The 19,986-nt window shown below is 63.1% G+C and carries 25 protein-coding genes; 20 read left to right on the forward strand and 5 right to left on the reverse strand.

From position 1 onward, the window contains the following. Positions 1-2 precede the first annotated feature (2 nt). Positions 3-1,202, reverse strand: coding sequence for an LPS export ABC transporter permease LptF (lptF, locus tag NKJ80_RS04860; protein ID WP_023672737.1), 1,200 nt, complete (start codon positions 1,200-1,202; stop codon positions 3-5). A 32-nt stretch (positions 1,203-1,234) separates the two neighbouring features. On the opposite strand from lptF, the gene NKJ80_RS04865 reads away from it, so the two are divergent. From NKJ80_RS04865 to NKJ80_RS04875, 3 genes are read left to right on the forward strand one after another with little or no spacing between them, the layout of a single operon-like run. Continuing rightward, on the forward strand, positions 1,235-1,528 hold the full coding sequence (locus tag NKJ80_RS04865; RefSeq protein ID WP_156941017.1) for a hypothetical protein: 294 nt from the start codon (positions 1,235-1,237) through the stop codon (positions 1,526-1,528). 49 nt (positions 1,529-1,577) lie between these two features. Continuing rightward, positions 1,578-3,068 (forward strand): leucyl aminopeptidase, encoded by a 1,491-nt coding sequence (locus NKJ80_RS04870; protein WP_023715072.1) that lies wholly within the window; start codon positions 1,578-1,580, stop codon positions 3,066-3,068. Positions 3,069-3,076: 8 nt separating this feature from the next. Next, positions 3,077-3,526, forward strand: coding sequence for a DNA polymerase III subunit chi (locus NKJ80_RS04875; RefSeq protein ID WP_023672739.1), 450 nt, complete (start codon positions 3,077-3,079; stop codon positions 3,524-3,526). Between the two features lie 6 nt (positions 3,527-3,532). Here the strand turns inward: NKJ80_RS04875 and NKJ80_RS04880 are convergent, their stop codons facing one another. After that, positions 3,533-4,225, reverse strand: coding sequence for a T6SS immunity protein Tdi1 domain-containing protein (locus tag NKJ80_RS04880; RefSeq protein ID WP_352497167.1), 693 nt, complete (start codon positions 4,223-4,225; stop codon positions 3,533-3,535). A gap of 104 nt (positions 4,226-4,329) precedes the next feature. On the opposite strand from NKJ80_RS04880, the gene NKJ80_RS04885 reads away from it, so the two are divergent. The 8 genes from NKJ80_RS04885 to NKJ80_RS04920 are packed head-to-tail and all read left to right on the forward strand — an operon-like array spanning position 4,330 to position 11,112. Next, positions 4,330-5,271 (forward strand): 3-oxoacyl-[acyl-carrier-protein] synthase III C-terminal domain-containing protein, encoded by a 942-nt coding sequence (locus NKJ80_RS04885; protein ID WP_352497168.1) that lies wholly within the window; start codon positions 4,330-4,332, stop codon positions 5,269-5,271. After that, on the forward strand, positions 5,268-6,272 hold the full coding sequence (locus NKJ80_RS04890; protein ID WP_352497169.1) for an NAD-dependent epimerase/dehydratase family protein: 1,005 nt from the start codon (positions 5,268-5,270) through the stop codon (positions 6,270-6,272). The genes NKJ80_RS04885 and NKJ80_RS04890 overlap by 4 nt, the downstream gene beginning before the upstream one ends. Next, the gene (locus tag NKJ80_RS04895) at positions 6,269-7,093 is read left to right on the forward strand and encodes an MBL fold metallo-hydrolase (protein ID WP_023715074.1); all 825 of its coding nucleotides are present in this window, start codon (positions 6,269-6,271) and stop codon (positions 7,091-7,093) included. The genes NKJ80_RS04890 and NKJ80_RS04895 overlap by 4 nt, the downstream gene beginning before the upstream one ends. Next, positions 7,090-8,346, forward strand: coding sequence for a F390 synthetase-related protein (locus tag NKJ80_RS04900; protein ID WP_023715075.1), 1,257 nt, complete (start codon positions 7,090-7,092; stop codon positions 8,344-8,346). Before NKJ80_RS04895 ends, NKJ80_RS04900 begins: the two co-directional genes overlap by 4 nt. Then, a complete protein-coding gene (locus tag NKJ80_RS04905) occupies positions 8,343-9,476 on the forward strand; it encodes a GNAT family N-acetyltransferase (RefSeq protein ID WP_023715076.1) in 1,134 nt (377 codons plus the stop codon). Before NKJ80_RS04900 ends, NKJ80_RS04905 begins: the two co-directional genes overlap by 4 nt. Further along, positions 9,473-10,477 (forward strand): Rieske 2Fe-2S domain-containing protein, encoded by a 1,005-nt coding sequence (locus NKJ80_RS04910; RefSeq protein ID WP_352497170.1) that lies wholly within the window; start codon positions 9,473-9,475, stop codon positions 10,475-10,477. The genes NKJ80_RS04905 and NKJ80_RS04910 overlap by 4 nt, the downstream gene beginning before the upstream one ends. A 52-nt stretch (positions 10,478-10,529) precedes the next feature. Continuing rightward, on the forward strand, positions 10,530-10,817 hold the full coding sequence (locus NKJ80_RS04915; protein ID WP_352497171.1) for a type II toxin-antitoxin system RelE/ParE family toxin: 288 nt from the start codon (positions 10,530-10,532) through the stop codon (positions 10,815-10,817). A gap of 1 nt (position 10,818) precedes the next feature. Continuing rightward, positions 10,819-11,112 carry an addiction module antidote protein gene (locus NKJ80_RS04920; RefSeq protein WP_023672747.1) on the forward strand — a complete coding sequence of 98 codons (294 nt, stop codon included), beginning with the start codon at positions 10,819-10,821 and terminating at the stop codon, positions 11,110-11,112. Positions 11,113-11,170: 58 nt separating this feature from the next. Here NKJ80_RS04920 and NKJ80_RS04925 read toward each other — a convergent pair whose 3' ends face one another. Continuing rightward, positions 11,171-12,328 carry an ATP-grasp domain-containing protein gene (locus NKJ80_RS04925; RefSeq protein WP_027048820.1) on the reverse strand — a complete coding sequence of 386 codons (1,158 nt, stop codon included), beginning with the start codon at positions 12,326-12,328 and terminating at the stop codon, positions 11,171-11,173. Between the two features lie 182 nt (positions 12,329-12,510). Here NKJ80_RS04925 and NKJ80_RS04930 point away from each other — a divergent pair, with 182 nt between their 5' ends. The 6 genes from NKJ80_RS04930 (at position 12,511) to NKJ80_RS04955 (ending at position 15,793) form a co-directional block, all read left to right on the forward strand. Next, positions 12,511-13,125: a hypothetical protein gene (locus tag NKJ80_RS04930; RefSeq protein WP_023684715.1), complete on the forward strand. Its 615-nt coding sequence runs from the start codon at positions 12,511-12,513 to the stop codon at positions 13,123-13,125. A gap of 7 nt (positions 13,126-13,132) precedes the next feature. Next, positions 13,133-13,981 (forward strand): 23S rRNA (adenine(2030)-N(6))-methyltransferase RlmJ, encoded by an 849-nt coding sequence (locus NKJ80_RS04935; protein WP_023684716.1) that lies wholly within the window; start codon positions 13,133-13,135, stop codon positions 13,979-13,981. Between the two features lie 192 nt (positions 13,982-14,173). Continuing rightward, positions 14,174-14,398: a hypothetical protein gene (locus tag NKJ80_RS04940; RefSeq protein ID WP_023689096.1), complete on the forward strand. Its 225-nt coding sequence runs from the start codon at positions 14,174-14,176 to the stop codon at positions 14,396-14,398. Next, on the forward strand, positions 14,391-14,651 hold the full coding sequence (locus NKJ80_RS04945; protein WP_023689095.1) for a MarR family transcriptional regulator: 261 nt from the start codon (positions 14,391-14,393) through the stop codon (positions 14,649-14,651). The genes NKJ80_RS04940 and NKJ80_RS04945 overlap by 8 nt, the downstream gene beginning before the upstream one ends. A gap of 70 nt (positions 14,652-14,721) precedes the next feature. Beyond that, complete coding sequence (locus NKJ80_RS04950; RefSeq protein ID WP_023689094.1) at positions 14,722-15,144, forward strand: VOC family protein; 423 nt, start codon at positions 14,722-14,724, stop codon at positions 15,142-15,144. A 202-nt stretch (positions 15,145-15,346) separates the two neighbouring features. Next, positions 15,347-15,793 (forward strand): hypothetical protein, encoded by a 447-nt coding sequence (locus tag NKJ80_RS04955; protein WP_023673457.1) that lies wholly within the window; start codon positions 15,347-15,349, stop codon positions 15,791-15,793. Between the two features lie 96 nt (positions 15,794-15,889). Here the strand turns inward: NKJ80_RS04955 and NKJ80_RS04960 are convergent, their stop codons facing one another. Further along, positions 15,890-16,513: a TetR/AcrR family transcriptional regulator gene (locus NKJ80_RS04960; protein WP_031202871.1), complete on the reverse strand. Its 624-nt coding sequence runs from the start codon at positions 16,511-16,513 to the stop codon at positions 15,890-15,892. Between NKJ80_RS04960 and NKJ80_RS04965 the strand changes: the two genes are divergently transcribed. The 3 genes from NKJ80_RS04965 to NKJ80_RS04975 all read left to right on the forward strand — a co-directional run bounded on the left by NKJ80_RS04965 (position 16,479) and on the right by NKJ80_RS04975 (position 18,990). Beyond that, positions 16,479-17,081, forward strand: coding sequence for a DinB family protein (locus NKJ80_RS04965; protein WP_352497172.1), 603 nt, complete (start codon positions 16,479-16,481; stop codon positions 17,079-17,081). The two genes, NKJ80_RS04960 and NKJ80_RS04965, sit on opposite strands and share 35 nt — an antisense overlap. A 581-nt stretch (positions 17,082-17,662) precedes the next feature. Further along, on the forward strand, positions 17,663-18,052 hold the full coding sequence (locus NKJ80_RS04970) for a hypothetical protein (RefSeq protein ID WP_023673454.1): 390 nt from the start codon (positions 17,663-17,665) through the stop codon (positions 18,050-18,052). A 341-nt stretch (positions 18,053-18,393) separates the two neighbouring features. Continuing rightward, positions 18,394-18,990: a glutathione S-transferase family protein gene (locus tag NKJ80_RS04975; RefSeq protein ID WP_023814925.1), complete on the forward strand. Its 597-nt coding sequence runs from the start codon at positions 18,394-18,396 to the stop codon at positions 18,988-18,990. Positions 18,991-19,053: 63 nt separating this feature from the next. On the opposite strand, the gene NKJ80_RS04980 is transcribed toward NKJ80_RS04975, so the two are convergent. Next, positions 19,054-19,704, reverse strand: a complete 651-nt coding sequence (locus NKJ80_RS04980; RefSeq protein ID WP_023673452.1) for an outer membrane protein — start codon at positions 19,702-19,704, stop codon at positions 19,054-19,056. Positions 19,705-19,986: the final 282 nt, after the last annotated feature.

A 19,986-nucleotide genomic window follows, 5' to 3' on the forward strand; every position in this document is an offset into this window, starting at 1 on the left:
CGTCAGGCTCCCTGGCCGGATGTGTAGCGCCGATTGAGGCGCAGCTTGAGCGCCGTCCAGCCATCGCTGACGCGGCCGGCGAAATTCGTCATCCAGTCGGCCCAGCTGCCGGGCAGTTCCATGCTTCGCGAGGTGACGATGAACCAGATGGCGACCGCCGAGGCGATGACCGGCACGCCATAGACCATATAGGCGTATTGCGGGATCTTGTCGGCCTTGCCGGCGGCAAAGAAGCCCAGCCAGCGCACGAACAACGCAATGGCGATGGCTGTGATCAGCGGGTGGATGCGCGCCTCGCGGTGTGAGCGCGCATCGCCTGCCACGGCCAGCGCGATCAGCGCGAACACCAGCGAATAGGACCATTCGGAAAAGCGCTGGTCGAGCTCGGCCTTGTAGGCGCCGGGCCTGCGCTGGAAGATCTTGTCGTTCGGATCCGGGTTGAGCAGGTATTGCGTCGTTCGGTCCTTGGGCAGGAGCATGATATCGTTCGCCGCCGACATGAAGGCGGAAAGGTCGAAGGCGTAGGACGTGAAGCGGATGACCGACAGGTCGCCGGTCAGCGTCTTGCGATGAATGACGCCGTCATTCATCATCAGCACCTTCTCGTCACCCTTTTCGACGACGCTGCCGCTCTTGGCATAATAGATCAGATTGGCGCCTTCCTCGCGCGAATCGGCCACGAAGATGCCGCCGAGCCGGTTGTCCGGCAGCCGCTCGCCTATCTGCAGGAACAGCCCGTCGTCGATCTTGCGGAACGTGCCTTCCTGGATGATCAGCGACAAGAGATCGGCGCGCGAGGATGCGATCAGCTGGCGGTTCTTCTGCCTGGCATAGGGTTCGACGCCATTGTCGACCGCGAAGGAAAAGACGCTGGCCGCCAGCGCGATCAGCAGGACCGGCCGCACAATCGTCCAGCGCGAGGCGCCGGCGGCGTTGATGACGGCCAATTCCGAATCGGAGTTCATGACGCTGAGCGTCTGGGCAACCGCCACCACCAGGGCGAACGGGACCACGATCGGGATGATGGTGGGGATGATGAGGCCTGCGACCTCGAAAAAAGTCAGCGCCGATTGGCCACTGTCGGTGACCAGGTCGATGCGGGCAAGCACCTGCGTCGTCCAGACAATGGCCAGCGTCCAGATCAGCGCAGCGAGAAACACCGCCAGTGCGCGACGCATGATGTAGCGTTCAACGACCTTCATGTAAGGCTTTTCTCGATTTGCCGAACGGCATCATGCCCGCGGACAAGGTAGTCGTCCGGCTGCGGCTGTACAACTGGGTGCGTTTGGCCATTTCTTTCAGGCGGTTCGATCCGATTCTCCGTCCCACATCGCCCGTCCCGCAGGCCGGAGTGTCGGCGGCAATGGATAAGAAAGGGAGAACATCGATGGTTAACAACAGGTTGCGGCAGGAAAGCGGGGCCGTGCCGCGACGAATCGTTATCGATTCCGCTGTGCATATGAGCCCTGATTCCGGCAAAGTCTTGCCAAAGCAAGGAAAACGACCAAATGTCGCGCATCTTCCCTGAGAATGCATTTTTCCTGAAAATCTGAGCCGTTTCCCGAAAGCAGGACCTGATGACTTTGAGACCATTGATCGCCTTCGCCAAATTTGCCGCACCCAAAAAGGGCAGCATCTTCGTGCTGGCGGCCGACGATGGTGGCCTTGGCGAACCGGCAAAGGCCTGCGACCCCTCAGGAACGCTGGCGCGGGCGTTTCCGGTGGCGGAGTTTTCCGGAAAATTCGCCGGTGTCGTCGAAGTGCTGGCGCCGCAGGGTACATCGCTCGACCGACTGGTGGCGGTCGGCGCCGGCAAGGTCGCCGGCCTCGATGACTTTGCCTGGCTGAAGCTTGGCGGCACCATCGCCGCGTCCCTGCGCAAGGCAGCGGAGGTGGCCGTCATCCTGGATGTGCCGGGCGCAAAGATTGGCGGCAGGCAAGCGGCGAACCTTGCCGCCGGCATCATTCTGCGCAGCTACTCCTTCGACAAATACAAGACCAGGAAAGACAAGGACGATGCCGAGCCGAAGAAACCGGTCAAGGTGACCATCCACACCGCCGATCCTGCCGCGGCGAAAAAGGCCTTCGCCGACGAGGTTGCGGTCATCGACGGCGTGCTTCTGGCGCGCGACCTTGTCAACGAACCGGCCAATACGCTCGGCCCGATCGAATTCGCCGCCCGCGCCAAGGAACTGGAAGCGCTCGGCGTCGAGGTCGAGATCCTCACCGAGAAGGAAATGAAGAAGCTCGGCATGGGCTCGCTCCTCGGTGTCGCGCAGGGTTCGCCGCGCGGCGCCCGGATGGCTGTCATGCAATGGAAGGGCGGCAAGGCCAAGGACGCACCGGTCGCCTTCGTCGGCAAGGGCGTCACCTTCGACACCGGCGGCAATTCTATGAAGCCGGCCTCCGGCATGGAAGACATGAAGGGCGACATGGGCGGTGCCGCGGCCGTCATCGGGCTCATCCAGGCGCTGGCCGCGCGAAAGGCCAAGGCCAATGTCGTCGGCATCGTCGGGCTGGTGGAAAATGCCGTCGACGGCCATGCCCAGCGCCCCGGCGACATCGTCACCTCGATGTCGGGTCAGACCATCGAGGTGCTCAACACCGATGCCGAAGGACGCCTCGTTCTGGCCGACGCGCTGTGGTATTGCAACGACCGCTTCCAGCCGAAATTCATGGTCAATCTGGCGACGCTGACCGGCGCCATCATGGTCGCGCTCGGCCAGCATTATGCCGGCCTGTTCTCCAACAATGACGAACTTTCGGACAGGTTGACGGCGGCCGGCCAGGCGAGTCAGGAGCGGCTGTGGCGCATGCCGCTTGGGCCCGAATACGACAAGCTGATCGATTCCAAGAACGCCGACATGAAGAACATCGGCGGCCGCTATGGCGGCGCCATCATCGCCGCGCAGTTCCTGCAGCGCTTCGTCAAGGAAACGCCGTGGGCGCATCTCGACATCGCCGGCACCGCGATGGGCTCTCCGCCGAGCGAGATCAACCAGTCCTGGGGCTCGGGTTTCGGCGTCAGGCTGCTCGACCGGCTGGTGCGCGACAATTACGAGGGATAAGGCAGGGAATGGCCGATGTCCTGTTCTACCACCTGACCGAATCGACGCTGGAGGATGCGCTTCCCGGCCTGCTCGAGCGCAGCGTCGATCGCGGCTGGCGCGCCGTGGTGCAGACAGGGACCGAGGAGCGGCGCGATGCGCTCGACCTGCATCTGTGGACATTCAGGGACGATTCGTTCCTCGCGCACGCGACCGACCGTGAAGCCCATCCGGCCGAACAGCCAATCCTGCTCACCACGAGCGACGCCAACCCCAACCAGGCGCAGATACGCTTCCTCGTCGATGGCGCCGCACCCGCCGATCTCGCCGGCTACGAACGCGCCGTGTTCCTGTTCGACGGCCATGACGCGGCCCAGGTCGAAGGGGCGCGGACGCATTGGAAGGTGTTGAAAGAAGCGGGCCACGCTGTCACCTACTGGCAGCAGACGCCCGACCGTCGCTGGGAGCGCAAGGCGTAAGTCGCGTTATCGGTCGCTGATCGTAACCTTGTTTATCTTCGCGCCCTGCGGGAGATCTTTCACCTGCCGATGGATTTGGCCGGCGATATGCACCTTCACAACGAAAAACGTCGTTTCCATCTCTCGCAGACTCATTTCGCCGCCAAGCACCGGCGGCTTCTTGAAATCATAGCATTGGCCGGCTGCCGGAATCAGTCGGTTCTTTCGGGCGGCAACGACAAGGCCCGCCAGCAGCAACTCGTCGCGGCGCGCTTCATTCTGCAAGTCGGCCTGAAATTCCGCCCAATGACCCGCAATTCTGGTCAATTTCCCGTCGAGCATATCGAGATGACGAACCGACCCGTCGCCGGCACGGAAAAATATGTCGCCGAAAGCTGACACCGCAGCTGGTTCAAGGCCATCCAGTCCGATCCACTTCCAGCCGTCCAACGCTTCCGCGACTTCGTTCGCAGGTGGTTCGATAAAGAGGAACTGATAGTCATGGGGCCATTCGGCTCTGATCAAGCCCCCTGTATTGGCTCTGTTGGCCTCGGCTTTTCCTTCCTGTCTGGCGTCGGACGCGCCAAAAATTGAAGAAATAAAGCGGAAAAAAGATCTGGCCATAATCGCCCCGTACGGGTCTTTATACTTGCGAGAGATTCTAGCCGCAATCCACTGAAGGCTCCATAGTTCCCACGCATTCGTCTTGATGATGGCCATCACATTGGATCCGTTTTATGGATTGACTGGATGCAGGCTCATTGGGCGGGCTGAGAATGCGGATCAGGATCATCGGAACCGGGCGGGCCGTGCCGGCTCGATGCGTGACGTCGCGCGCCCTCGATGCGCGGCTGGGGTTTGGGGATGGACATTTCGAGGCCGCGACCGGCGTCATCGAACGCTATGTCTGCGACGCCGAATCGCAGGTCGACCTTGCTTGTGCCGCAGCCCGTCTGGCGCTTGCCGATGCCGAACTTGAGGCAGGCAGTGTCGATCTGGTCATCGGCGGTTGCGGCGTGCCTTACCAGCCGTTGCCGTCGACGGCGCCGCTGGTCATGCAGCGCCTCGGCCTTGCCGATGGGTCGGCGGCCGCTTTCGACGTCAACAGCACCTGCCTGGGCTTCCTCACAGCCTTCGAGACCGCGTCGCGCCTGATCGAGGCCGGGCAATGCCGGACGGCGCTGGTGTTCTCGTCTGAAATCGCCTCGCGCGCGCTGCCGTGGCAGGACCAGCCGGAAATTGCGGCCCTCTTCGGCGATGGCGCGGCGGCCGCCGTGCTGCAACAGGCAGCCCCTGCCGAGGGTCGAGTCGCGGCCAACCTGATGCGCACCTACCCTTCCGCCTATGAGGCCTGCAGCATCGGCTCCGGCGGCACCCGGTTCGACTTTCATCGTGAGCCTGAGGAATTCGCCCGCCACAGCCTGTTCCACATGGAGGGTAAGGAACTGTTTCGCGTCACGTCACGCCATTTCAACGGCTTTGTAGCGGAGTTGCTCGATCGCGCCGGCTGGCGGCACGACGATGTCGACCTCGTCGTGCCGCATCAGGCAAGCCCTTTCGCGCTCGCCCACATGGCGCGCCAGACCGGCTTCGCCAGGGAAAAGCTCGTCGACATCGCGGCGCGCTACGGCAATCAGATCGCCGCTTCCATCCCCTTTGCGCTCGACGTCGCGCGCCGCGAACAACGCATTGTGCCCGGCGCCAAAGTGCTGTTCCTCGGCACCTCGGCCGGCGTGTCGTTCGGCGGCATGGCGCTGGAAGCATGACCGTGGGACGCGTCCTCGTCACCGGCGCCAGCGGCTTCCTCGGCGCGCATGTCATGGCGCGGCTGGCTGCACTGGGTACACCGGCGCTGGGTCTTGGCAGGGACGCCAAACGCTGCGCGGCGCTCGAAGCCGCTGGTCATCGGGTCGTTCGGCTCGATTTGTCTCAACCATTCGATGCAGCTGCCGCGCGCGCTCTCGACGGCGTCGATGCGATCATCCACTGCGCGGCACTTTCCGCGCCCTTCGGCAGGTTGGCGGATTTCCAGACGGCAAATGTCACAGCTACCCGCAACCTCAGCGATTTCGCGCGCGGGCAAGGCGTGCGCCGCTTCGTCCATATCTCCAGCCCGACGGTCTGTTTCGCCTATCGCGACCAGCTCGGAGTTTCCGAGAATGCGGCCTTGCCCCCTCCGGTCAACCACTATGCCCGCACCAAGCGGCAGGCCGAGGAGATCGTGCTGGCGGCGCCTGAGATCAGCCCGGTGGTGCTGCGGCCGCGCGGCCTCTACGGTCCCGGCGACCGCACGCTGCTGCCGCGCCTGCTGCAGGTGGCACGGCAGCGCCCGCTGCCGCTGTTTCGCGACGGCAAGGCGCGCATCGATCTCACTTATGTAGAGGATGTCGTCGATGCCGTGCTTGCCGCGCTCTCCGCTGGCAGCGCTGCCGAGGGACAGATATTCAACGTCTCCGGCGGCGAAGTGGTGCCGGTCCGCCGCATTGCCGAGGCGGCCTGCGCCCGCGCCGGCGTGCAGCCGCGCTGGCGCAGAATGCCGCTCTGGCCCGCCATGCTGGCGGCCGGGATAGCGGAGACGGTAGCGAATATATTGCCCGGCCGCCCGGAACCGCCGGTGACGCGCTACGGTCTTGGCCTGTTCGCCTATGCGCAGAGCCTCGATCTTTCCAAGGCAGGCCGCATCCTCGGCTGGGCGCCGAAAGTGTCGTTCGAGGAAGGGCTCGATCGCACATTCGGCAAGGCGATGGAAAGCAGGGGGGCAGCGTGAAGATCGTCTTCGCCAACAGCGCCTCTGTCGGCGCAGCCGAGCGCCTGATCCTGCGCGGCGGCAGCTGGGCGAAGGTCAGGCTACGTGTCCGCTACGGCCTGATCATGCATCCGCGGGCCGGCCCCGTCCTGATCGACACCGGCTACACGCCGCATGTGACACAAGGCAGTGGGCGCAGCACGGCGCTGCGTCTTTACAGTGCGATCCTCCGGCCCCAGCTCAACGAAGCCGAGCAGCCGCTCGCGGTACTGGCGCGCTTCGGCCTGTCTTTGCAGGATGTGCGCACCGTCATCGTCACGCATTTCCATGCCGACCACATGTCGGGCCTGTCGCTGTTTCCCAACGCTCGGCTTATCGCCAATGACACCGCCTGGGCGCGGGCGAAGGCCAAGACTTCCCTGCAGAATCTGCGCCATGGCGTCTTCAAGGAACTGTTCCCGTCTGACTTCGAGGCCCGACTCGACGGGCTGTCGTCGAAGCGGCAGGTCGAGCCGCGTGGCGGCGTACCGGGCGGCGCCGATCTGTTCGGCGACGGCAGCGTCATCGCAGTCGGTCTGCCCGGCCATGCCGATGGCCAGTTCGGCCTTTCGTTCCCAAATCTGGAGCGGCCGCTGCTCTACGCCGTCGACGCGCAATGGTTGTTCGCGGCCCTTGTCGAAAACCGAACTCCCGGTCTGCCGGCAACCCTGCTGGCCGAGGATGCCGCCGCGATCGAGCCGACCAGCGTAATGTTGCGCCGGTTTCTGGCGACCGGCGGCGAGGTTGTTCTTTGTCATGATCCGGCGGTGACGGCCTACGATCTGGCCGGAGAGAGCGCATGAACGGGCCGACGGAAGCGGCCCGTTCGTTTGTGTTGACGCAATGGCTCTCGCGCAAGAGCCGTGAGAATTTCGAACGCTGGCAAGGTCATGCCTTGCGCCGCTTTCTCGACCGCGACCTGCCGCGCGCGCCGTTCTACGGCAAGACGCCGCGTCATCTCGGCGATCTGCCGGTGACCGACAAGGCGACGCTGATGGGCAATTTCGAGCGCTTCAACATTCATGGCGTCTCGGCCGCCGAGGCCTGGAAGGCGCAGGCCGGCGATAGCCGCATTGGCGAGCTGACTGTCGGCTCCAGCACCGGCACGTCGGGCAATCGTGGCCTGTTCGTCATTTCCGAGGCGGAAAAATACCGCTGGCTGGGCACCATCCTGGCCAAGGCCGTGCCCGATCTGCTCTGGCGCCGGCAGCGCGTTGCGGTGATCCTGCCGCAAAACACCGGGCTCTACGATAGCGCGCGCAAATCGCGTCGTATCGACCTGCGCTTCTTCGATCTGACGCGCGGTCCGGAGAGCTGGCGCGGCGCTCTCGAAGATTTCGCGCCGACGGTGATCATCGCGCCACCGAAGATACTGCGGCACTTCGCGGCCGAGGGCTTTCGGCTCAAGCCGCAGCGTGTCTTCAGCGCCGCCGAAACGCTCGACCCGGTTGACCGGCCGGTCATCGAGGCATTCTTTGGTGGTCAGGTCGACCAGATCTACATGGCGACCGAAGGGCTGTTCGCCGTCACCTGCCGCCAGGGCGGGCTGCATCTGGCCGAGGATTCGGTGTTCTTCGAGTTCGAACCGGCCGGCGACGGCCTGGTCATGCCGCTGATCACCGCCTTTCGCCGCCGGACCCAGATCATGGCGCGCTACCGGATGAACGACTTGCTGCGGCTGTCCGAAAAGCCATGCCGCTGCGGCTCGCCGCTGCGCACGCTGGACGAGATCGTCGGCCGCATGGACGACGCTTTCCGGCTAGCCTCGCCGCACGGGCAGCTCCTCGTCACGCCCGACATACTACGCAATGCGGTGCTCAAGGCCGACCGGCGCATCGACGATTTCCGCCTGGTCCAGACCGCTGAAGATGCAATCGAACTCAGCCTGGCCCCCGGGCTTGCCGACGAAGCCGCCACCGCCGCCCATCAGTCCGTGCGCAATTTGCTGGCGGCGCGCCAGGCGACAGCTTCGGTCAGCCTTGTTCGCAGGGACCTGCCGTTGGAGACCGGCCGCAAACTGCGTCGGGTCGAATGCCACCTGGGAGCGGCATCATGAACCGGCTCGCTATGTTGCCACTCGATCAGACGAACCGGGTAGAAAACAACCCGCGTGAGGTCGAAGCCTTCGTTCAGCTTTTCAACGAGGTGCCGGTGCGCGACCTCGTGCGCAATCTGACAGTGGCTGTCGAAACCTTCGAGATCGCCGGCCGCTCCTTTCCGCTGACGCTGAACGACAGAAGCGAAGCGCCGAACTGCTACATCTGCTGCCCGTCCAGCGCCTATGTCGACTATGCCATCGACGAGACCCGCAATTTCGTCTCCTCGCCCTTGCTGCAAAAAACGATGCGGATGCTGATCGGCCTGTGCGCGCCGCTGGTCAGGATGAGCGGCCTTGACCATCAGGTTCAGGTCAACAACTGGCTCTATTCGACCAATCCGGTGCCGCTGCTCGATCGCAACGCGGTCGCGGCGATGCGCGACGATCTCACCGCGCGTTTTCCCGATCGCGCTGTTCTCATCCGCTCCCTGAACGAGATCGCCGATCCGTCGACAATCGCAGCGCTGAAGGCGGAGGGTTTTCGAATGCTGGCGGCGCGGCAGATCTACATCTTCGCAGGCGACGGTTCGGCCATGACCAACGACATGAAGCGCGACCGCAAGCGGCTGCCCACGACGCCTTTCGAGCAGGTCGGCAATGGCGACTTCACCGAGGCCGACTATGCGCGCGCCGAAGCGCTCTACCGGATGCTCTATCTCGACAAATACACGCCGCTCAACCCGCACTACACGGCCCGCTATATCGGCGAGACGCACCGTCGCGGCATCCTGCAACTGGCAGGCCTGCGTCGTCCCGGCGGTGAACTGGTCGCCGTCGCCGCTTTGTCTCAGAACGGCAGGACACTGACGCAACCCATCGTCGGCTACGACACCGGCCTCCCGGTGAGCGAAGGCCTTTACCGCATGATGATGGCGCTGGCGCAGGATCATGCGATGGCGCACAGCCTGTTCTTCAACATGAGCGCCGGTGCCGCCGCCTTCAAACGCTTGCGCGGCGCCGTGGCGACGGTGGAATACAACGCCGTCTATGCTGCCCATCTGCCGCGCCGCCAACGCATGGCGGTGCGGATCATGGAATTTGTGCTCGCGAAGATCGGCATTCCCCTGCTCAGGAGATTTGAACTTTGAGCGACACCCGGCAGCAGAAAGACAAAGACTATTGGCAGGCGGTGATGCGGTCTGCCGACATCAAAGCCAAGCCGAAGCGCATCCTGTTCGACGGCGCGCCACTGGTGCTGTTCCGCTCGGCGAAAGGCATTGCCGCCCTCTTCGACCGCTGCGCTCACCGCCTGGTCGAACTCTCGACCGGCAAGGTCGTCGGTGGCGAGATCGAATGTCCCTATCATGGCTGGCGCTACAATGGGGAAGGGCGCTGCACCGCCATTCCCGGCCATGTCGGCGACGTCCCGCATTACCGTATCCGCCGCTACAGCGCGATCGAGCGCGACGGCGTCGTCTTCGTCTCGGCAGGCACGCCTGAGGGCGAGCCCTATCTCCATTGCATGCAAGGCAAGGATGTCGTCGTGAAGCGGGTGCGAAGCTCGGCGCGATCGACGGTGCTCGACGCCGCCGAGAACATTCTCGACGCCACTCACACCCACTTCACCCACAAGGGTGTGCTGCGCGGCCTGACCGCAAAGCGCCATCTCGTGCGCGTCGAGGTGACCGGCGGCAAGGGCTGGGTCGAAAGCTGCTACACCGGCGAGGACCGCCAACAGGGGCTGGTCAGCCGGCTGCTGGAAGGCGAGCGCGCCAAGACCATCGGCCGCTACCGCCATCCCGGCATCGTCGAACTCGAATATTGGGGCAAGGGCGGCTTGGCGCTGGCGACCACTTTCCATTTGCGTCAGGCGGACGAACGGACCGTCGAAGGCGTCGGCCGGCTGATCGGCCCGCGACAGGGCCTGTTCGGCGAACTCAAGGCGCTTGCTTTCCGGCCGCTCTTTGCCTTTGCCCTGCAGCAGGATCGCCGTGTGCTGAAATCGGCCAGCGACAACGCCCGTATATCGCCGCAGGTTCAGCCGGCGATCGGCCCGCTGGATTTCCTGCGCCGCGACATAGCGGCGATCATCGACGGCAAGATGCCACCGGCGGCGGCAGAGCCGCGGGTGCACCAAATCGAGTTGTAATCTAAAGTTCACGGCACTTGATTCCAGTTCTGCTGTAAATTATAGTTCACGGATGATCGAAGTTCGATCCACTGACGAATTCCGAAAATGGCTCAGAGGGCTCACGGACATTCGCGCCGTAAAGAAGATCACCCAACGGATTGTCCGCGTTCAGGCTGGGCTGTTGGGAGACGCCAAGTTCTTCGATGGCATAGGAGAATTGCGCGTAGATTACGGTCCGGGATACCGCGTGTACTTCGTCCGGCGCGGCAACACGGTCATTATCCTGCTCTGCGGCGGTGACAAAGGCTCGCCGGACAGGGACATCGGAAAAGCCAGGAAAATGGCAAAGGAAGTTTGATATGACCCTCAGAACCACACCATTCGACGCCGCCGAATATCTTGATGATGCTGAGTCTCAAGCCGAACTGCTCGCTGATGCGTTCGAGACCGGGGACGCGACTTATATTGCGCACGCCCTCGGCATTGTCGCGCGCGCCCGCGGCATGACAAGCATAGCGAAGGACGCCGGCGTGACCCGAGAGGCACTCTACAAGGCGCTGAGCGAAAAGGGCGATCCGCGCCTCAGTACATTGCTGGGCGTAACCAAGGCGCTTGGCCTGCAATTGTCCGCAAAGCCAGTTAATCCCGTTTAGGCAACCTTAGCAGGACTTACGCACTCAGCTGAAAACGGGAAGTTCCGCTTCAACTCGACTAGTCCTGCTCCGGCCCATTCCACTCGATATCGCGCGTCGACGCGGCCTGAAGGCTGATGCGCTGGCGCAGTGCTGTGCCGGCGATCTCGGCCAGCGTGCGCCACTGCGCCCGCTTCGGCGCGGGGTCGCCCGGCCAGTCGAGCAGCTCATCGGCATCGTGCATCGCCTGGCGAAAGCTGCCGAGACCACCGGAGCGCAGTGCCGCCGGCATCCCGTAGATCCACATCGCAAGCCTCACCGTCTGCGGCGCCGTCACGTCGGGCTTCACCTCGGCGCCATCCTCCAGGACCGCGTCGGCGAAGCGCCGCGGATCGCGAAAGAAGTGCAGGCCGCTCACGGCGCGCGGATTGCACTCCAGTGGCAGCACCCTGCCGTTGTTCTCGCGCATCAGGTCGAAGGATATCTGGCCGGTCCAGCCGGCGCCGGCGACGAAGGTTTCGACGAAGCGCCGCGCCGCGATATCCTCGACCGGCTCGAAACAGATGCCGGCGCCCTTGCCGGCGCGATAGAGCGAACGGTAGAGCGCCAGCGCTTTGAGTTCACCCTCGATCGCCACCGCATAGGCGCTGATCTCTTCACCGGCGACGTAGCGCTGCGCCACCCAAGGAGCGGCGGGCGAGGGGCGGACGGCGTCGAGTTCGTCCGGCGATGGCCGCAGCAGTACGTCACGGGCAAAACGTGACCACACAGGTTTGAACACCAATTCGCGCGATTGGCCACGAACGCCGTCGAGATCGGCCTCGCTTTGCAGCAGTATCGTTTCCGGCACGTCGAGCCCAAGGCTCTGCGCCAGCCGGATGAAGGCATGCTTGTCGTGAACGCGGGCGAGCATCGCCATCTCGGGTGCGAAGAGGCGGGCCGGCATGGCGCGGTGCTGCCAGAGACGACCGAGATAAAAGACTTCCTCGCAGGTCGGGATAACGAGTTCGATGCCTTCCGCGCGGACAAGCGCTTCCACCGCCTTGGCATAGGCGTCGGCGGCAAAGCGCGGCGGCGGCAGGCGATGGTAGGCGGCGCAGGCCGTGCTCGCTGCGGCGATCGGCCGGGCCGGGCTGTCGGCCAGGATCACCCGGCGACCGGCGCCATGCAGCAGCCGCGCCAGGTGCAGCGCCACCGGCGCGCGGGCACCGGTGATCAGCACGGTGCTATTGGGCATGAGCCACCGGCATCGGTTGGAAAAGACGAGTCGATGCTTCTGCGGAAGGCTTCATTCGCCATAAGTGCCACATGGCTTGCGTGCCGCCAACGCACTCCACAAAGGTGGCTCCGCTGCGTCAGCCATCGCTTTTTGGCCTTCGGGGCGTTATTGGCAATCTGTTGAACACCCGGATCTCCTCAATGCGCTTTCTGTTTGTCCTGATACTGCTTGCCGGCGCCGCCATTGGCTTCGTCTATCCCTGGGCCATGAGCAATTTCTCCGGCCACGAGATCGGCACCTGGCGCGTCTACGACCAGGGACGGTTTAGGCCTGTGACGGTGACGCTGAAAGCTGGCGACGCGCCGGTCAGAGTGCTGGTCGACCTGACGGCAAAGGCCGAGCGCATTGTCTCGCAGCAGCGCACCGTGCTGACGCTGACTGCCGCCACAGCCGGGCGCACGGTGCTTGCCTCGACGCTGCAATTCAACCACGCCGACAATCCGCGCCAGGTCAGCCCGCAACTGCCCGACAAGATCTTTCGCGACGAGGCCGGCGTGATCGAAACCGTCAGTCCAGGCGCCTATCTCTTCACCGCCGGCCCGGGCGACGCCGACGATATCCCGATACGCGCAGTGGATCTGATACTGCGCTCCGGCGCCGGTGAGATCGATCAACGCGCACGGCCGGTTGGCTATGGGCTGATGGCCGTCGGCCTGATCGGCTTCCTGCTTACTCTGGCTTTCGGCGGTCGCCGGCCGGAGAACCCGAACTCGAAGCCGCCACCGCCGCGTTGGGGCAGAGGCTCCTCGACATGAGCGCAGCATGAACTACCGTCACGCCTATCACGCCGGCAATTTCGCCGACGTCGTCAAGCATGTCGTGCTCAGCCTTCTGCTCGACTATCTGAAGCAAAAGGACAAGGCGTTCCGTGTCGTCGACACTCATGCCGGCATTGGCCGCTACGATCTTTCGTCGGCGGAAGCGCAAAAGACCGGCGAATGGCAAGGCGGCATCGGCCGCCTCATCCACGCCCCGATCGAAAAATCGGCGGCTGCGCTGCTTGCCCCCTATCTTGAAGCGGTGCGTTCGCTCAATCCCGATGGCGGGGTGAAGAAATATCCGGGCTCGCCATTGATCGCCAGGCACCTCATGCGAAAGCAGGACCGGTTGTCGGCGATCGAACTGCACGGCGCAGATGCCGCCAGGCTGAAGACGCTGTTTGCCGGCGATTTCCAGACAAGGGTGATCGAACTCGACGGCTGGCTGGCGCTTGGCGCGCATCTGCCGCCAAAGGAAAAGCGCGGCCTGGTGCTGATCGATCCGCCGTTCGAGGAAGCCGGCGAATTCGACCGCCTCGTCGACGGCATGCAGAAAGCGCACAGGCGCTGGCCGGGTGGCATCTACGCGCTGTGGTATCCGATCAAGGATCGCAAAGCGATCATCGCCTTCCGCAAGGCGCTCAAGCAATCCGGCGTCCCAAAATTGCTCGACATCGAGTTCGAGATCCGGCCGGCATCGCGTGAACCAAGCCTCGACGGCAGCGGCATGGTGGTGGTCAACCCGCCCTTCACGCTGGAGCGCGAACTGCGCATCGTGCTGCCGGTCCTGCACAGATTGCTGGCGGTCGAAAAGCCGGCGCACTGGTCGCTGGAATGGCTGGCCGGGGAGTAGCGACGCTTCGCAGCGGGCGACGCCCGCGGCAAAGACACAAAGTCGCTAGAGGTTTTGACGGTGGCGCCATCCGCGAATGCTCAGCTGTGTTCAACGAACCGAAACCATGGAGATGCACATCTAATCGGCTCGGCGTTGACGCTAATCCCAGAATCCGAGAGATAGATATCTAATTATTAGATTTCGAATCGAATGCCAAGATCGACAGAAGAGGAACTGGTCAACGCGATAGGCTTCGCGATGTCGCGCTGGCAGGATGCCGTCGAAACGTTCGATGGGACCGTCGCCGAAATCTATGTGCTGAGCGCTGCCGAGCGCCGCTGTGTCTCGGTGCGATCAATCACGGCCGGCGGGGCCGGCAAACCTCGTAGCGAGGGAGACAAATCTCACGCCGGCGGCGGTCACGACGTTGATTGACCGGCTGGAAAAGCGCGGCTTCGTCAGCCGCCAGCCGGATCCCGATGACAGGCGCAAGGTCATGGTCGCGGCGGGCAAGAAGACCGAGGAACTCGTCCGGCGCTGCTACCATCCGATCCTCGAGGCGGGCGCCGCATTGCTGGAGAATATTCGGCGGCCGAGATGCAGTTTTTGCTCGGCTTATCAAGAGGTCGAAGCGATGCAGGAGGCGCAGACCGAGAGGGTGCGCGGCAAAGCAAAACCGGTGCGTTGAGAGAAGGCATCGGAGGATGGTCCGGCGAAACGCCGGTCCGGTTTCAAGTGTGTACTGTCAAGGAGACCCTATGCCCCCCATGATCTTCGTCAACCTGCCCGTCGCCGATCTCGCTGCGTCGATGGCATTCTACAAAGCCCTCGGCTTCGACAACAACCCGCACTTCACCGACGACACCGCAGCCTGCATGGTGCTGAGCGAAACGATCAACGTCATGCTGCTCACCCACGCCAAATGGCGTCAGTTCACCGATCGCCCCATCCCGCCGGCCACCTCGAGCGAGGTCATGCTTGCCGTGTCCTGCGACAGCCGCGCGGCGGTCGATGCGATGAACGAGGCGGCGGCGAAAAATGGCGGCGCCGCCGACATCAACGCCCAACAGGATTATGGCTTCATGTACAATCGCAGCCTGGCCGATCCTGACGGCCACGTCTGGGAAGCGATGTGGATGGACCCGGCCGCCATACCGCAGGGCGACGCCAAGCAAGGCTGAACCGGGTTTCGGCGGCCCGCCGGCCATGGGCAGGCCGCTTTTCCTAATGGGCAAGGCGAGCTTTTTCGAAGGTCAGGACGTGGTTTCGCAGCTTCGCACCGGCAAAACCGGTTGCGGAGCGGGAAACCATCGTCAGGGCGACCGCTTGACCGCGCGCCGCCGAATCCGCAAAGTGGGCGCAGTCGACCTTTGAGAGGCTGCCATGACTCGCTTTGCCAAATCCGCTCTTGCTGCCCTGATTTCGCTTTGCACGCCGCTGGCCGCACCCCTCGGCCAGCCAGCACAGGCCGCCGACCTTTCCGTCTATTCCGACGAGGACAGCGGCGTTTGCGGCGAGGCCTGGGTGCTAAGCAAGATCTCCAGCCGCTTCTCCTACCAGGTGCATCACGTGCCGCATCTGCCGGATGTTTCGATCACAGATTTCCAGCGCATCCACCAGCATCGCTATCTCCCGGCCAGCGAAGAATGGCCGATCGGCCGCCGCTATTGCGGCGCCACCGTCAGCCTTTCCGATGGCCGCGCCCGCACCATCTGGTACTTGATCGAGGAAGGCCAGGGTTTTGCCTCGATCGGCGACAATGTCGAATTCTGCGTCTCGGGCTTCGACCGCTGGATGGTCTACAACGGCCGCTGCCGCGTCCTGCGCTAAGGTCGGATAAGAACCGCCGTTGAACCTGCCATCTCCCGCAAGGGGGAGATCTGATGTCGCTCCGGTTTCGCCAATCTCCGAACTGCTGCCGCTGCCTCACACCGCCTTCCCACCAGACACGTAAGCGCAGATCAGCTCGACCAACTGCTTCTGCAGCTCCGGCGCGTCGAGCATGTCTCGCCGCGCGGCATTGTGGATGACGCCCTCGACCGCCGAGGACAGCACACGGGCCACGGCCTCATTGTCCTTTCTGCGCCTGCGATATTGCGCCACCGCCGTCGTGTAGTGATCGAGATAGCGCGATTGGAACGAGGCATGGGCGGCGCGTGAGCCGCGATCGCCCGGCGCCTCGTCGAGCAGCACCTGATGCAGCGTCGGATGGATGCTGTGCGCATCGATCATGCCGCGCACCAGCTCCTGCGCGAATCGCTTGAGCGGCTTGTCGCCTTCTGCTGATTCGGCGATCACCGACAGCACCTGATCGAAATGTCGCCGGCGAATTGCTTCGACCAGCGACAGCTTGTCGGGAAAATATTGATAGAGCGAGCCGATGCTGACGCCGGCCGCATCGGCCACCTTGTTGGTGGTGAAGCCGGCCCAGCCGAGCGCGCTTAGAACATGAGCACCGGCTTCGATGATCGCCTCGACCGTCGCTCTCGAACGCGCCTGGCGCGGCTGCTTGCGCATGCGTGAGCGCGGCTTTGCAATGCGAGTAGACATGTCTGCTCCAGCAGCCAAGAATATAGATAATATACTCACATTTTTTGCAAAGGATACAGACCGCAGCCTCTTCGTTTATCAAGCCTGGGCGAATGGTGAATTGCTGCAGAAGCTTGCGGGCCTCGACCAGCAGGAGCATGTCGATCAGCGCCACACGGCGACCCGTCTCATCAACCACAACCTCGTCGTATCGAAGATATTCGCCGCGCATCTTTCCGGCACGCGTCATGGCTATGCGTCCGACAACACCGTGGACACGACAGCACTCGATGAATTGAGCGCTGATGTCGCTGCGATGGATCGTTGGTATCTCGACTATATCGAAGCCGTCTCGCCAAAGCTCATGTCAGAGCCTGTGCCTTTCACCTTCACCGACGGCGACAGGGCGATGATGTCACGCCAGGAAATGCTGACCCATGTCGTCACGCATGGCGGCTATCACCGCGGCGAGATCGGGCGGATCCTGATGCAGATCCGGCATTGCGCCGCCGTGGGATGCGTTTGCCGTCCACCTCCACCACGCCGAGCCTTGCGCCGGCTGCAGGTGCGCGAGCGGGTTGGCGCTTAGGGGCCTGCCCCCCTTGGCTTCCAAGGGATCGCGGCTTCCCGGGAGGAGGATTCCCCGATCTTTCGTTTCCCATTTCCGTTTGGCATCTCTTGCGCCGAAGCTGGCGATCTCCCTTCTCGTCGGGGAGACGTCCGACACAACAGGCTGTCCCTTCAAGTGCTGTCTTTCCTGGCTTCCGTCCACCCACTCGCAATATACGAGTAAAAAGCTCGCGTTCACTTTAGTGCTGTTCCTGCGACCGCTGGGATGAAGCAAGATCAGCCTCTGCGGTGCGATGATTGTTGCCATCCGATAGGTCGCCGATGACCGCGTGAGATCAACGGCGTTGCAAGAGAATGTGAGCTTGACGAGAAGATCGTGTGAGTCTCGATATCAGAGATTTCTCTCGCAACAGTTCGCTGCGAAGCGGGAAGATTCTTTGGCGATTTCTGTGCCGATCATTGCGATAATGCTCTCAGCGTAACCGAAACTTAATTTGCGAAATTCTATGTAATGCTTCGCTGGCTAGATACGCACGAGTCAGATATGCATTAGCTCGCCGGGTCACTCACGGCCATCGGCACAAACGCAAGGGGCATCGCATGGCAAAGACCACGACGAAGGCGCCGGCGGCGAAAGCGCCGGCAAAGAAAGCGGCACCGAAAGCTGCCGCGAAACCTGCAGCAGTAAAGAAGGCAGCACCGAAGGCAGCGGCAAAGCCGGCCGCCAAGGCAGCGGCAAAGCCGGCAGCTAAGGCAGTAGCAAAACCCGCCGCCAAGGCAGCAGCGAAACCCGCCGCCAAGAAGCCGGCCGCCAAGGCTGTGGCGAAGCCTGCTGCGAAGGCAGCAGCCAAGCCCGCCGCCAAGAAGCCGGCAGCCAAGGCAGCGGCAAAACCCGCCGCCAAGGCTCCGATGAAGGCCGCCGCCGCCAAGTCGACGGCAGCTGTGAAGAAGGCTGCACCGGCCAAAAAGCCAGCCGCCAAGAAGAAGTAACAGCGGACCATCTCAAAGCTCCCGGGAACTTTGCCGACTGGCAGATTCCCGGGAGCTTTTTTGCGGTGATTTAGGTCTTGTTTTGATGCATGTCGTTCTCTCGAAATTGACGCCACTTCTGTGAGACATGCATTGGCGATTTCATTGTCGGCGGATTGGCCGCCTGGTTTTGCCCTTCTGGCAGTTGCTCCCTCAGGGAAGATCGGCCAACACTAAGGCGGTCGCATCCGATGGGGTTCAGGCGACGCGCTCTAGACCTTTGTTTTACGCGCGTCGTTCTCAAGACCGGAGCCGCATTGTTGAGCGACATGCACTGGCCGTCCGAAAACAGGGAACCGATCATGCCGAAGCTGCTCTACGCGTCCTCATCCCCCTACAGTTCCAAGGTGCGCATGGCAGCACTCCATGCCGGCATTGCCGTCGAGCTGGTGCTGGTCAAGACCGAGGACAAGCCTGCTGAACTGATGTCAGCCAATCCCCTCGGCAAGATTCCGGTGCTGGTGCTCGACGACGGCCGCTCGATCCACGACAGCCGCGCGATCACTCAGCATCTCAACCGCGCTTCCAAGAGCCTGTTGTTGCCGCGCAATGCCGACAAGCGCCTCAAGGCCGAAGTGCTGGAGGCGCTGGCCGACGGCATATGCGACTGCGCGCTGTCGATGGTCTATGAGCGGCGCACGCGTCCGGAGGAGATGGTCTATCAACCCTGGCTCGATCGCCAGTGGACCAAGATCACCGCCGCACTCGATTTCCTCAACGCCAATCCGCCGAAGCTGCCGAAGAAGATCACGCTTGGCCAGCTGGCGTTGCGTGCCTGCCTCGGCTACCTCTCTCTGCGCTTCGCCGGCAAATGGGAAAAGGGCCGCGGCCGCCTGACCCGCTGGGCAGCGCGTTTCGATGAGAAGTTTCCGGGGCTGAAGGTGGCTGTGCCGGCCTGACGGGCGAAACAAAAAAAGCCGGGCGCGAGGCCCGGCTTTCTTGTGTCGTGGCTTGAACGACAGTTAGAACTTCATACCGACGCCGAAGGTGACGCGGTTGTCGCTCTCTTTGACCTTGGTGCCGACACTGTCGAAGCTCTTGGAACCGAAGTCGGTGTAGCGGTACTCGACACGGCCGAACACATTGTCGGTGATCTTGATGTCGGTGCCGACGCCGGCCGTCCAGCCGAGCATGGTGTTGCTGTCGCTGTCGCCGGGGACCGAGACCTTCTGGTTCTTCAGGGCGCCGCCGCCGGTGCCGTAGAGCAGGATTTCCGGGGTCACGGCGTAACCCAGACGGGCGCGCAGCGAGCCTTCGAAGCCGCCCTTGGAATTGACGCCGCCGCTGTCACCCTTGACGCCGTTGTAGCCGAGATCGGCTTCAGCACCGTACACGAAGTTTTCCTGCTGCCACTGGTAGCCGCCGAAAACGCCTCCGACAAAGCCCTTGGTCTTGATGTCGGGGCCGCCGTCCTGGACTTTGGCATGACCGCTGAAGCCGTAGCCGGCGCTGAGACCGGCATACGGGCCGGCCCAGGAAGCGACGGGGAGCTCGGCGATCGGGGCCGGCGCCGGGGGCTCTTCCGAGACGACATCGGCAGCAAAAGCGGTACCGCTGAGGGCGAAGAGCCCGAGCGCAACCGCGAGCGGCGCGAATTTGAGATTGGTTTGCATTGTTGTTTACTCCTTAAGCCACAAGACACGTAGGCTTGTTTGTCCTGAGCGCCATCAACCCGTCCGGGGGGTGAAACGGATCTGGCACTCAACGGTTCCGAATGTCGTGTCAAAATGCGGCGGCAGCGAACCTGAAAATGGGTCATTCCCCGGCACGAATGAGGCCGAAGCTTGACGTTGCATCTTCGCAACAGCGAAATGTCAGTACGCAGGCGATGCTGCACTGCACTCGGCTTGGTGCAACGGGTTCAGCGTCCTATATTGCGGTCCTGCCGACCCGAA

This window comes from Mesorhizobium sp. M0030 (assembly GCF_040323695.1).
GTDB lineage: Bacteria > Pseudomonadota > Alphaproteobacteria > Rhizobiales > Rhizobiaceae > Mesorhizobium.